Annotated in this window: 12 protein-coding genes; 8 read left to right on the top strand and 4 right to left on the bottom strand. The window is 71.3% G+C overall.

Annotated elements, in window-relative coordinates; translation table 11 throughout:
- Positions 1 to 137 precede the first annotated feature (137 nt).
- The 3 genes from ACFU97_RS15405 to ACFU97_RS15395 form a co-directional block, all read right to left on the bottom strand.
- Positions 138 to 656 carry a hypothetical protein gene (locus tag ACFU97_RS15405; RefSeq protein ID WP_384255937.1) on the bottom strand — a complete coding sequence of 173 codons (519 nt, stop codon included), beginning with the start codon at positions 654 to 656 and terminating at the stop codon, positions 138 to 140.
- A 23-nt stretch (positions 657 to 679) separates the two neighbouring features.
- Positions 680 to 1789, bottom strand: a complete 1110-nt coding sequence (locus tag ACFU97_RS15400) for a C1 family peptidase (RefSeq protein ID WP_384255934.1) — start codon at positions 1787 to 1789, stop codon at positions 680 to 682.
- A gap of 403 nt (positions 1790 to 2192) precedes the next feature.
- Positions 2193 to 2894: a FadR/GntR family transcriptional regulator gene (locus ACFU97_RS15395; RefSeq protein WP_384255932.1), complete on the bottom strand. Its 702-nt coding sequence runs from the start codon at positions 2892 to 2894 to the stop codon at positions 2193 to 2195.
- A gap of 165 nt (positions 2895 to 3059) precedes the next feature.
- Between ACFU97_RS15395 and ACFU97_RS15390 the strand changes: the two genes are divergently transcribed.
- From ACFU97_RS15390 to ACFU97_RS15355, 8 genes are read left to right on the top strand one after another with little or no spacing between them, the layout of a single operon-like run.
- The gene (locus ACFU97_RS15390; protein ID WP_384255930.1) at positions 3060 to 4136 is read left to right on the top strand and encodes a sugar ABC transporter substrate-binding protein; all 1077 of its coding nucleotides are present in this window, start codon (positions 3060 to 3062) and stop codon (positions 4134 to 4136) included.
- Positions 4133 to 5653 (top strand): sugar ABC transporter ATP-binding protein, encoded by a 1521-nt coding sequence (locus tag ACFU97_RS15385; protein WP_384255927.1) that lies wholly within the window; start codon positions 4133 to 4135, stop codon positions 5651 to 5653. The genes ACFU97_RS15390 and ACFU97_RS15385 overlap by 4 nt, the downstream gene beginning before the upstream one ends.
- Positions 5646 to 6671, top strand: a complete 1026-nt coding sequence (locus ACFU97_RS15380; RefSeq protein ID WP_384255925.1) for an ABC transporter permease — start codon at positions 5646 to 5648, stop codon at positions 6669 to 6671. Before ACFU97_RS15385 ends, ACFU97_RS15380 begins: the two co-directional genes overlap by 8 nt.
- Before the next feature lie 31 nt (positions 6672 to 6702).
- Positions 6703 to 8061, top strand: a complete 1359-nt coding sequence (locus tag ACFU97_RS15375) for an L-fuconate dehydratase (protein WP_384255922.1) — start codon at positions 6703 to 6705, stop codon at positions 8059 to 8061.
- Positions 8058 to 8813 carry an SDR family NAD(P)-dependent oxidoreductase gene (locus ACFU97_RS15370; RefSeq protein WP_384255920.1) on the top strand — a complete coding sequence of 252 codons (756 nt, stop codon included), beginning with the start codon at positions 8058 to 8060 and terminating at the stop codon, positions 8811 to 8813. The genes ACFU97_RS15375 and ACFU97_RS15370 overlap by 4 nt, the downstream gene beginning before the upstream one ends.
- Positions 8810 to 9796 (top strand): aldo/keto reductase, encoded by a 987-nt coding sequence (locus tag ACFU97_RS15365; RefSeq protein WP_384255917.1) that lies wholly within the window; start codon positions 8810 to 8812, stop codon positions 9794 to 9796. The genes ACFU97_RS15370 and ACFU97_RS15365 overlap by 4 nt, the downstream gene beginning before the upstream one ends.
- Positions 9793 to 10107 (top strand): L-rhamnose mutarotase, encoded by a 315-nt coding sequence (locus tag ACFU97_RS15360; RefSeq protein WP_384255915.1) that lies wholly within the window; start codon positions 9793 to 9795, stop codon positions 10105 to 10107. Before ACFU97_RS15365 ends, ACFU97_RS15360 begins: the two co-directional genes overlap by 4 nt.
- On the top strand, positions 10104 to 10934 hold the full coding sequence (locus ACFU97_RS15355; protein WP_384255912.1) for an amidohydrolase family protein: 831 nt from the start codon (positions 10104 to 10106) through the stop codon (positions 10932 to 10934). The genes ACFU97_RS15360 and ACFU97_RS15355 overlap by 4 nt, the downstream gene beginning before the upstream one ends.
- Here the strand turns inward: ACFU97_RS15355 and ACFU97_RS15350 are convergent.
- Positions 10922 to 12346: a lipase maturation factor family protein gene (locus ACFU97_RS15350; RefSeq protein ID WP_384255909.1), complete on the bottom strand. Its 1425-nt coding sequence runs from the start codon at positions 12344 to 12346 to the stop codon at positions 10922 to 10924. The two genes, ACFU97_RS15355 and ACFU97_RS15350, sit on opposite strands and share 13 nt — an antisense overlap.
- Positions 12347 to 12400: the final 54 nt, after the last annotated feature.

Below are 12400 nucleotides of genomic sequence, written 5' to 3'. Positions count from 1 at the left end.
CTGACTGGGCCGTGGGGCGCCGATGTGGCCGACTCTTCCTCCCTTTGCTTCCCCTTCGATCGACACGGCGGGAGCGGTGACACCGTCCGGGGCCGTGCCCGGTCGACCGGGCACGGCCCCTCACCCTCGGGCGGGCGTCAGAACAGGTAGATCTCGTGGACCATGCCGTCGGCCTCCTCGCGGAAGGAGACCGGCTTGGCCGTCTGGCGGGCCTGGGAGGCCAGCGTCGTCAGCGCGGTGAACGCGTAGTCGCTGCCGTTGTAGATCTTCTTCCAGGCGCCGCCCTTGACGTGCAGGAAGGCGTTGCGGGTCTGGTTGATGCACCACATGGCGTCGACGATCGCGTTCTGCGTCCAGGTGCCGGTGATCGCCGTGGCCGACTGGGCCGCCGCGAACGCCTGGAGGTCGCCGTGGAGTTCGGGCGTGATGGTCGGCCGGGCCTCACCGGCCGCCGTCTGCTCGAACCGGGCCACCATCACGTCGCTGGCCGGCTTGGCCGCGCCGAGGGCGCTGCCGCTGAGGCCGACGTCCACACCGGGCGGAAGGAGGACGGGCCGTCCGGCCTCGTCCTGCTCGGCCGAGGAGCGGACCTTGTCCGTGCTGGGCGGCTGCTGCTGGGGCTGGTCCTTGGGACCGCCGCTCTTCTGCGGGCTCATCTCCTGCTCTCCTCTCCCCGGTCTCACCAGGCGTAGATCTGCTGGACGGTGCCGTTGTCCTCGTAGATACCGACCTTGGCGCCCGCCGCCTTGGACGCGGCGAGTTCGGCGAGCATCGCCGCGTCGGTGGCGCCGACCGAGCCGTTCAGGCTGAGCCAGCCGCGCAGTTCGCCGTAGGCCCAGACGTTGGCGTCGGCCTCGTTGCTCCACAGCGCGGTGATGCGCTGGTCGGGCAGCCAGTCGTGGATGACCGTGCCGAGCGCGGCCACGTTGTGCCAGGTCTCGATGCCGCACTCGCCGTAGCCGATGCGGAAGAAGCCCTGTTCGCCCCAGCCGGGGCCCCAGCTGTTCTTGGCGATCCAGCACTGCTGGGCGTCGTCGTAGCCGACCAGGTTGACGCAGTGGCCGCCCGCGAGGTCGCCGGCGCGGTGCCGGTAGACGCCGCTGGAGTAGCTGAAGAAGTCCTGGTAGACCAGGAAGCAGGCGGTGATGGAGCCGTAGGTGGCGATGTTCTCCTTCATCGCCGCCGGGTTGTTGGTGACCGACTGCCAACTGCGGATCTTCACCAGGCGGTTGGGCCAGTCGGCGTTGAGCTTCGAGGCGTCCTGGTCGCCCGCCGTGTAGGGGAAGTAGGCCTCGATGGTGATGCCGCTGTCGCGGGCCTTGTCGGCCAGCGGCTCGGGCAGCCAGCCGGAGCCGCAGCTCGCGCCGGCCTGGCGGCCGTAGAGGTAGAAGGCCTGGGCCTCGGACAGGTCGACCGGGAGCTGGGGCGCCCGGTAGCTGAACCGGGTGACGTGCTCCATCATGCCGACGGTGCCGAAGGCCACGCAGGAACCGCACGCGCCCTGGTTCTTCACCGGTGTCGTGTAGTTGACGCCGCCGATGTTGCGCAGGTCGAAGGCGGCGGGTGCGCCCACCGAGTCGGCGGTCGCCTCGAGTGCGGCCGCGACACTGCTCTGCCGCGCGTTCTCGATCGCGGTGCGGTCGCGCTCCTCGACGGGGACGCCGAGGCGCACCACACGCTGCTCCTCGGTGAGCGCGGTCATGCTGGTCGTGGTCATGTGCCACGGATTGCCCGCCTGGTCGAGTACCGACCTGAGGTGGTCGAGGTCGAGCGGGTCGTGGACAGGCATGTCGAACCCTCTTTCGTGCATGGTGCGTTGGGGAACCAGGGCCGCCGGCCGCGGCGGGCGGCAGGGCAGGGCGGAGCGCCGTCGTGGCCCGGCGGGGCGCGGGCGCGTCCGGGACACCGCGCGGGCATGCCTCGCCGCACGGTGGAAGCGGGTGAAGTGAGCCGTTGAACCGTCAAGAACCGTGCGTGAGTTGGGCGGTGCGCAGGTCGCCCGACGGGTCTTCGGCGGGGTCACGTTCTCTGAGAGGCTTTCACAGCCGTACCCCCGTAGCTGAGTGACAGCGGGGCAACCCCCGATGCTCCGCGGCTGTCGATGGGCAGCTAAGCAGAGAACCGGGGTGTCGGGAATACGACGGAATGGGGGTGCCGTAAGGAGGAGACGGCCTTCCTCTTGCGTCCCGGGCTCACGAGCCCAGTTGCGTCCTCAACCACTGCTCGACCTCACCCACGTGTGCGGCCGCCGCCGCGCGGGCCGCCTCCGGGTCGTGGGCCACCAACGCGCGGTGGATGGCCGCGTGTTCGCGGCGGGTGCGCTCGAAGGCGCCCTCCTCCTGGTAGCCGCGCCAGACCCGCGCGCGGAAGGTGCGCGAGGACAGGCCCTCCAGGATGGCCGCCATGGTGTCGTTGCCCGCGGCGATCGCGATCTCGCGGTGGAAGGCGAGGTCGTGGGCGAGGATCTCCTCGGGGTCGTCGGTGGCGTTCATCGCCGTGAGGTGCTTCTCGACCTCGGCGAGCTGGTCGGGCGTGATGCGGGCGGCCGCCAGCGCGGTCGCCGTCGACTCCAGGATGCGCCGCACCTCCAGGAGCTCGACCAGGCGCGGGCCGCGGGAGAGGTCGGCGACCACGCCGAAGGTCTCCAGCAGGTCGCCGGCCTCCAGCTGGGTGACGTAGATGCCGGAGCCGTGCCGGGCCTCCAGTACTCCGAGCACCGTCAGCGCGCGGATCGCCTCGCGCATCGAGCTGCGGGAGATGCCCAGTTGGGCCGCGAGGTCGCGCTCGGTGGGCAGCCGCTGGCCGGGCTCGAGGCGGCCCTCGCCGATCATCGCCTTGATCTGCTCCATGGCCCGCTGCGTCACGGTGCCCTTCTGTGGAGCTGTCTCGTCCACGCCGCGCCTCCAGTCACCGGGTCCGCCGCAGTCTAACCAGCCGAGTGGTCCGACCACTATGGGTCCGGGGCTGCAAAATCTGGGGTACAGGGGTGTTGTTTCGGGGAAGTGGTCTGATAAGTATGCCGTCATCTGCTCGAACCCGCTCAACGAGGAGCCGCCAAGATGCCCGGCAGGACAGTGCGGAAACGGAACAGGTCCAACATCCTCGGCGTGGCGGCCATCGCCGCCTGCGCCTCGCTCGCGCTCGCCGCTTGCGGCAGCACCAAGGACACCGGCGGCTCCGCCAGCGCCGGGGGAGGCGGCGGCAGCGGCAAGGTCGGCGTCATCCTGCCCCTGCTGACCTCGCCGTTCTGGCAGTCGTACAACGACTACGTGCCGAAGATGGCCAAGTCCGAGGGCGTCGACGCACTGAAGACCGTCAACTCCAACAGCGACCCCTCGCAGCAGATCACGGACATCAACAACCAGCTCAACCAGGGCGTGAAGGGCCTGGTCGTGGCCCCCCTGGACAGCGCGGCCATCGAGGCCGGCCTCGACCAGGCCGACCGCAAGGGCGTACCGGTCGTCGCCGTCGACGTGGCACCCGACAAGGGCAAGGTCGCCATGGTCGTACGCGCCGACAACGTCGCCTACGGCACCAAGGCCTGCGACTACCTCGGCGCCCACGTCACCAGCGGCAAGGTCGTGCAGATCATGGGCGACCTCGCCTCGGTCAACGGCCGCGACCGCTCCGAGGCGTTCCGCTCCTGCGTGAGGAAGAAGTACCCCAAGCTCAAGGTCCTGGAGATCCCCGCCAAGTGGGAGTCCGACACCGCTGCCTCCAAGCTCGACACCCTGCTCAACGCCAACCCCGACATCAAGGGCATCTACATGCAGGCCGGCGGCGTCTACCTCGCCCCCACCCTGCAGACCCTGAAGTCGAAGAACCTGCTCAAGACGGCCGGCCAGAAGGGCCACATCGTCATCGTCTCCAACGACGGCATCCCGCAGGAGTACGACGCCATCCGCAAGGGCCAGATCGACGCGACCGTCTCCCAGCCCGCCGACGCCTACGCCAAGTACGGCATGTACTACATCAAGGCGGCGATGGAGGGGAAGAGCTTCAAGCCCGGCCCGACCGACCACGACTCGACGATCGTCAAGCTGCCCGGCGGCATCCTCGAGGACCAGCTGCCCGCCCCGCTGGTCACCAAGTCCAACGTCGACGACCCCAAGCTCTGGGGCAACACGGTCAAATGAGCATCCAGGACAGCCAGTTGGTGCCGCTCGTCGAGGCGCGGGACGTGGTCAGGCGCTACGGCCCCACCACCGCCCTCGCGGACGGCCGGCTCACCGTGCTGGCCGGCGAGTCCCACGCACTCGTCGGCCGCAACGGCGCCGGCAAGTCGACCCTGGTTCGCGTCCTCACCGGCCTGGAGGCGCCGGACGAGGGCACGGTCCGCTTCGACGGCGAGCCCGCGCCCCCGCTCGCCGACCGGGACGCCTGGCGCCGCAAGGTCGCCTGCGTCTACCAGCACCCCACGGTCGTACCGGAGTTGACGGTCGCGGAGAACCTCTTCATCAACCGCCAGCCGCTGCACCGCGGCTTCATCAGCTGGCGCCGCCTGAAGAGCGAGGCGGCCGAGCTCCTCGGCACCTGGGACGTGCACGTCGACCCGGAGGCACGCACGGCCGACCTCAAGGTCGAGGACCGCCAAATGGTGGAGATCGCACGGGCGTTGAGCTTCGGCGCCCGCTTCATCATCCTCGACGAGCCCACCGCCCAGCTCGACAACCGCGAGATCGAGCGGCTCTTCGACCGCATGCGCGCGCTCCAGGACTCGGGCGTCACCTTCCTGTTCATCTCGCACCACCTCCAGGAGGTCTACGAGGTCTGCCAGACCGTCACCGTGCTGCGCGACGCCAGCTGGATCACCACGGCCCCGGTCGCCGACCTGCCGAGGACGGCCCTGGTCGAGGCCATGGCGGGGGAGTCCATCGAGACCCTCGCCGAGCAGGGCGTGCAGGAGAAGATCGTCGACGACGCCGCGCCCGTCCTGCTCGACGCCCGCGGCCTGACCTCGGAGACGTACGAGGACATCGACCTCACGGTCCGGCGCGGTGAGGTCGTCGGGCTGGCCGGCTCCTCCGCCAGCGGCAAGATCGAGCTGGCGGAGGCCTTCGCGGGGCTGCGCACGCCGACCGGCGGAACGGCTCGACTCGACGGCAGGGACCTGCCGTTCGGCGACGTCCACGCCGCGCTGGCGGCCGGTGTCGGCTGCGTCCCGCGGGACCGGCACGACCAGGGCCTGATCGCCGGCATGACCGTCGGCGACAACGCCACCCTGAGCGTCCTCGACCGGCTGGGGCGCTTCGGGTTCGTCGGCACCGACCGTAGGCGCAGCGTCGCCGCCGAGCTGATCGACCGCCTCGACATCCACGCCGAGGGCCCCGGCCAGCCGGTGTCCGACCTGTCGGGCGGCAACGCGCAGAAGGTCGTCATGGCCCGCGCCCTCGCCTCCGACCCGCGGCTGCTCGTCCTGATCAACCCCACCGCGGGCGTGGACGTGAAGTCCAAGGAGTCGCTGTTGGCCCGCGTGGACAGCGCCCGCGAGGACGGCACCGCCGTGCTCGTCGTCTCCGACGAACTCGACGACCTGCGGCGCTGCGACCGCGTCCTCGTCCTCTTCCACGGCCGCGTCGTCGCCGAGCACCCGGCCGGCTGGCGCGACCACGAGCTGATCGCCTCCATCGAAGGAGTGGACCACCATGGCTGACACCAAGGCGCCGCCGGTGAAGGCGGTGAGTGTGCCGGACGCCCGGTCGGCGCGGGCCGTGCTGGTGCGGCGCGCCCGCGAACTCGCCCTGGTTCCGGCGCTGTTGCTGCTGCTCCTGCTCGGTGCGGTGCTGAACGACTCCTTCTTCACCGAGGCCACGCTGATCTCCATCCTGGCCTCTTCGGCGTCGCTGGCCATGGTGGTGCTCGCCGAGTCGCTGGTGCTGATCACCGGCAAGTTCGACCTGTCGCTGGAGTCGGTGGTCGGCATCGCCCCGGCGGTGGCCGCGCTGCTGGTCCTGCCGGCAGCCCAGGCCGGCTGGGGCACCGAACTCCCCGCCGGACTCGCCCTGTTGGCCATCCCGCTGGTGGGTGCGGCCATCGGTGCCTTCAACGGCGTCCTCGTGGTGAAGGTGAAGCTCAACGCGTTCATCGTCACGCTCGCCATGCTGATCATCCTGCGCGGGCTGCTCGTCGGTGCCACCAAGGGCAAGACGCTGTTCGGCATGCCCGACTCGTTCTTCTCGCTGGCCACCACCACCTTCCTGCGCATCCCGATCTCCGTGTGGGTGGCGGCCGCCGCCTTCGCCGTGGCCGGACTGGTGCTCAAGTACCACCGTGTGGGCCGCTCGTTGTACGCGATCGGCGGCAACCTGGAGGCGGCCCGCGCCGCCGGCATCCGCGTCGACCGCGTCCGGCTCGGCGTCTACGTCGTCGCCGGCGTCCTCGCCTCGGTCGGCGGCCTGATGTACACGGGTTACGTCGGCGCGATCGGCGCCAACCAGGGCCAGAACATGATCTTCACCGTGTTCGCCGCCGCGGTGATCGGCGGGATCAGCCTCGACGGCGGCAAGGGCACCATGTTCGGCGCCCTCACCGGCGTCCTCCTGCTGGGCGTGGTCAAGACGATGCTCACCATGGCCCAGGTGCCGTCGTTCTGGATCGACGCCATCTACGGCGGAATCATCCTGCTCGCGCTCATCCTCGCCCGGGTGACCACGGGCCGCGCCCAGGACTGACCGCCCCCTGCCCCCGACCGAAAGGCCCTCCGTGTCCCCGACGCCCCGCCCCTCCTGCCGGATCTCCGCGGTAGACACCCACGACATCCGTTTCCCGACCTCGCGCGAGCTCGACGGCTCCGACGCGATGAATCCGGACCCCGACTACTCGGCCGCGTACGTGGTGCTGCGCACGGAATCCGAGGAGGGCGCGGACGGGCCGGAGGGACACGGCTTCACCTTCACCATCGGGCGGGGCAACGAGGTCCAGGTCGCCGCGATCCAGGCACTGCGCCACCACCTGGTCGGGCGGTCCGTCGAGGAGGTGTGCGCCAACCCGGGAACCCTCTACCGGGACCTGATCGGCGACAGCCAGCTGCGCTGGCTGGGGCCCGAGAAGGGCGTGATGCACATGGCGATCGGCGCGGTCGTCAACGCCGTGTGGGACCTCGCGGCCAAGCGCGCCGAGAAGCCCCTGTGGCGGCTGCTCGCCGACGCCGACCCCGAATGGCTCGTCGAGCAGATCGACTTCAGGTACCTGACGGACGCGCTGACGCCCGCCGAGGCGCTGGAGATCCTGCGCCGCGGCCGGCAGGGCGCCGCCGAGCGGACCGCCCTGCTGCTGGAGCGCGGCTACCCCGCCTACACCACCTCCGCGGGCTGGCTCGGCTACAGCGACGAGAAACTCACCCGGCTCGCCGCCCAGGCCGTCGCCGACGGCTTCCGCCAGATCAAGCTGAAGGTCGGCGCGGACCTGGAGGACGACGTACGGCGCTGCCGCGTCGCCCGCTCGGTCATCGGCCCGGACATCCGCATGGCCATCGACGCCAACCAGCGCTGGGACGTCGCCGAGGCGATCCGCTGGACGAAGGCGCTCGCCGAGTTCGACCCGTACTGGATCGAGGAGCCGACCAGCCCCGACGACATCCTCGGGCACGCAGTCATCCGCGAGGCCGTCGCCCCGGTCAAGGTCGCCGGCGGCGAGCACGTGCACAACCGCATCATCTTCAAGCAGATGCTGCAGGCCGGCTCCCTCGACATCGTCCAGATCGACGCCGCCCGCGTCGGCGGCGTCAACGAGAACCTCGCCATCCTGCTGCTCGCGGCCAAGTTCGGCGTGCCCGTCTGCCCGCACGCGGGCGGCGTCGGCCTGTGCGAACTCGTCCAGCACCTCTCGATGTTCGACTACATCGGCATCTCCGGCTCCGTCGAGGACCGGGTCATCGAGTACGTCGACCATCTGCACGACCACTTCCTCGATCCGGTCGTGATCCGCGACGCTCACTACACGGCACCCACCGCGCCGGGCTTCTCGGCCGCCATGCGGCCCGAGTCGATCGCGCGGTACTCCTTCCCCGACGGCGCCTTCTGGGTCGCCGACCGCGACGCGAAGAAAGGACGGGCGGCATGACGGACTTCGAGGGTCTGAAGGCCCTGGTGACGGGCGGGGCGTCCGGGATCGGGCGGGCCACGGCCGAACTCCTCGCCGCCCGCGGCGCCCAGGTCGCCGTCCTCGACCTCGACCCCTCCTCGGTCGAGAAGCCGCTGCTCGCCCACCGCGCCGACGTCACCGACGACGCCTCCGTACGTGAGGCGGTGGCCGCCGCGGTCGCCGAGCTCGGCGGGCTCGACGTCCTGGTCAACAACGCGGGCATCGGCGCCCAGGGCACCGTCGAGGACAACGACGACGCCGAGTGGCACCGCGTCCTGGACGTCAACGTGCTCGGCATGGTGCGGGTCACCCGTGCCGCCCTCCCGCATCTGCGCGCCTCGCGGCACGCGGCCATCGTCAACACCTGCTCCATCGCCGCCACCGCGGGCCTGCCGCAGCGGGCGCTCTACAGCGCGTCCAAGGGCGCCGTGTACTCGCTGACCCTCGCCATGGCCGCCGACCACGTCCGCGAGGGCATCCGCGTCAACTGCGTCAACCCCGGCACGGTGGACACCCCGTGGATCGGCCGCCTGCTCGCCAAGGCCCCGGACCCCGCCGCCGAGCGCACCGCCCTGGCGGCCCGCCAGCCCACCGGCCGGCTCGTCTCGGCCGACGAAGTCGCGGGCGCCGTCGCCTACTTGGCGAGCCCCCTGTCCGGCGCCACCACCGGCACCTCCCTCGCGGTGGACGGCGGCATGCAGGGCCTGCGCCTGAGGCCGGTGGGCCAGTGAGGAAGCTCGGCAGGAGCGGCGTCGAGGTCGGCCCGCTGGGCTTCGGCGCGGCCGGCATCGGGAACCTCTACACCGCGGTGAGCGACGCACAGGCCCACGCGGCAGTCGACGCCGCCTGGTCGGCGGGGATGCGCTACTTCGACACGGCGCCGCACTACGGCATCGGCCTGTCCGAACGGCGGCTGGGCGCCGCGCTGCGCGCCCACCCGCGCACCGCGTACACGATCTCCACCAAGGTCGGCCGCCGCCTGGAGCCGTCCGGCGCGGGCGGCGACGACCTCGCGAACGGCTTCGCCGTGCCCGCCACGCACCGCAGGGTGTGGGACTTCAGCGCCGACGGCGTACGCCGCTCCCTGGAGGAGAGCCTGACCCGGCTCGGCCTCGACCGCGTCGACGCGGTCTACCTGCACGACCCCGACGACCACGCCGAACAGGCCTTCCACGAGGGCTATCCGGCGCTGGAGAAGCTGCGCTCGGAAGGCGTCGTCGGCGCGATCGGAGCCGGCATGAACCAGGCGGAGATGCTCACCCGCTTCGTCCGCGACACCGACGTCGACATGGTGCTGTGCGCCGGCCGCTACACCCTGCTCGACCAGCGCGCCCTCACCGACCTGCTGCCCGCCGCACAGGAACGCGGCACCTCCGTCGTGGTCGGCGGCGCCTTCAACTCCGGCCTGCTGGCCGACCCGAGGCCGGGAGCGACGTACAACTACGCGCAGGCGCCACCCGAGTTGCTGGACCGTGCCCTGCGCCTGAAGACGCTCGCCGACCGGCACGGCACCACCCTGCGCGCCGCCGCCCTCGCCTTCTGCGCCGCGCATCCGGCGGTCGTGAGCGTCCTGGTCGGCACCCGCTCGGCGGCCGAGGTCCGCGACTGCGCCGAGCAGTTCGCCGCGCCGGTCCGGGCCGGCTTCTGGCAGGAGCTGCGCGACACCGGCCTCCTGCCCCCCGACGCCCCCGTCCCCACCGAGGAGCCGTCTTGAGAGTCGCCCTGCACACCAAGGTCCGCGCGGACCGCGTCGCCGAGTACGAGGCCGCCCACCGCGAGGTCCCCGAGGAGCTCACGGCCGCGATCCGCGCGGCCGGCGCCACCTCCTGGACGATCTGGCGCAGCGGCACCGACCTCTTCCACCTGCTGGACTGCGAGGACTACGCCCGCCTCCTCGCCGAGCTGGAGAAGCTTCCGGTCAACGTCGCCTGGCAGGCCCGTATGGCGGAGCTGCTGGACGTGGTGCACGACTACTCCGGCGAGGGCGCGGACGCCGGGCTGCCGGTGGTCTGGGAGCTGCCGTGACCGTCGACGCCCACCACCACGTCTGGGACCTGTCGGTCCGCGACCAGGACTGGATCCCCGAACACAGCCCGATCCGCCGCGACTTCACGCTCGCCGACCTCGAACCCGAGGCGCGGGCGGCCGGCGTCGACCGCACGGTCCTCGTCCAGACGATCACCGTCCCGGAGGAGACCCCGGAGTTCCTGGCGCTGGCCGCATCGCACGACCTGATCGCGGGCGTGGTCGGCTGGACCGACCTCACCCGCCCGGACGTCGCCGACGAACTCGCCCGCCTGCGCGAACTCCCCGGCGGCCACCACCTCAAGGGCATCCGCCACCAGGTCCAGGCCGAACCGGACCCCGACTGGCTGCTGCGCCCGGACGTCCGCCGCGGCCTGGCCGCCGTGGCGGCGGCGGGACTCGTCTACGACCTCATCGTCCTCCCGCACCACCTCCCGGCCTGCGCGAAGGCGGCGGCGACCCTCCCCGAACTGACCTTCGTCCTGGACCACTTGGCGAAGCCCCCCATCGCCTCGGGCACCCTCGCGCCCTGGTCCTCCGGCCTCCAGGCCCTGGCGGCCCTCCCCAACACGACGGCCAAACTCTCCGGCCTGCTCACAGAGGCGTCCGTCACGTGGACCGTCACCGACCTGCGCCCCTACACGGACACGGCCCTGCAGGCCTTCGGCCCGTCCCGCCTGATGTTCGGCTCGGACTGGCCGGTGTGCACGGAACGGGCGGCGTACGGGGAAGTGCTGGACATCACGCGGGAGTTGACGGGCGACCTCAGTCCGGCCGAGCGCACGCAGCTCTTCGGCGCCACCGCCACCCGCGTCTACGACCTCTGAGTCACCCCCGCCAGCCGCGTAGGTGGCAGGTACTCGCGTACGAACGTCCGCTCCCAGCACGCGCCCGTCTCCCGGAGCTCGCGCCAGCTCGTGTACTCGTAGCGGAAGAGGCGGGCGCGGATGTAGCGGGGCGGGGCGTCGGGTGGGAAGGGGGAGCGGCGCAGGAGGCGCAGGGTGGCGCGGTCGTTCTCGAGGAGGCGCTCCACCAGTGTGCTGAACCAGGCGCCGGCGTAGGAGGGGGAGAGGGCGGCGAACCACATCAGCCAGTCCAGGCGCAGGTGGTAGGGGGCGAACTGGCGGGGCCAGTGGCGCGGGTCTCCGGGCTTGCCCTTGAACTCGTACTCGCGCCAGTCGGAGTCCTCGCGCGGTACCGGCTCGTCCGTGCCCTCGATGACCACCTCGTAGCGCAGCCGGCTGACGCTGCCGAACGCCCCGTAGGTGTTGACCAGGTGGAGGGGGTCGAAGGAGCGGTTCATGACCTGGCGGCGGGAGATCATGTTGCGGACCGGTTGGTAGCTGAGGGCGAGCAGCACGGCGGCGACGGCGAGGACCAGGACCTCGTACCAGAGGGGGGTGTCCGGGACGGGTGACGGTGCGCCGGACGGGAGTTCCAGCGCGGAGACGGCGAGCACGATGGTGATCCAGTTCAGCCAGGCGAAGTTGCCCGACAGCACCAGCCACAGCTGGGTGACGATCATCAGGGACGCGGCGGCCGTGGCGACCGGCTGAGGGGTGAACAGCAGCACCGGCACCACGAGTTGGGTGACGTGGTTGGCGGCCACCTCCACCCGGTGCAGGGGCCGCGGGAGATGGTGGAAGAACCAGCTCAGGGGACCCGGCATGGGCTGCGTCTCGTGATGGAAGTCCAGGCACGTCAGCTTCCGCCAGCAGGCGTCGCCGCGCATCTTGATCAGACCCGCGCCGAACTCCACCCGGAACAGGATCCAGCGCAGCAGGAAGAGGACCACGAGGGGCGGGGCCACCTCGTCGTTGCCGAGGAACACCGCCAGGAAACCGACCTCCAGCAGCAGGGACTCCCAGCCGAAGGCGTACCAGGTCTGGCCCACGTTGACGATCGAGAGGTACAGGACCCAGGGGACCAGCCACAGCACCATCCCGGCCCAGAGCGGGAGCCGGGAGTCCGCCCCGGCGAGCAGCGCCGCCGAGACCACGCAGCCCGTCCAGGCGCAGGCCGCGAAGAAGCGGTCGGAATAGTGCAGTTGGAACAGGCTCGGCGCCTGCCGGAACTGCACCTGCCGGAGATACCGGGGGACGGGCAGCATGCCCCGCTCGCCCATCAGCGCCCGGAACTGGAGGGCCGCCGTCAGGAAGGCCACCAGGTACAACCCGGCCAGGGCCCGCTGGAAGACCAGCCGGCTCAGCCAGTACCCGGGTGCGGTGAACCAGTCCACGGCCGTGCGCTCCTCGCTCCCATTGTCGCCCTGGCGCCCTGTCGCGCGCCGAAC

The sequence above is a fragment of the Streptomyces sp. NPDC057616 genome (genome assembly GCF_042800575.1).
GTDB lineage: Bacteria > Actinomycetota > Actinomycetes > Streptomycetales > Streptomycetaceae > Streptomyces.
Note: the sequence above shows the minus strand (reverse complement) of the source record. Positions and strands in the feature narration are given on the sequence as shown.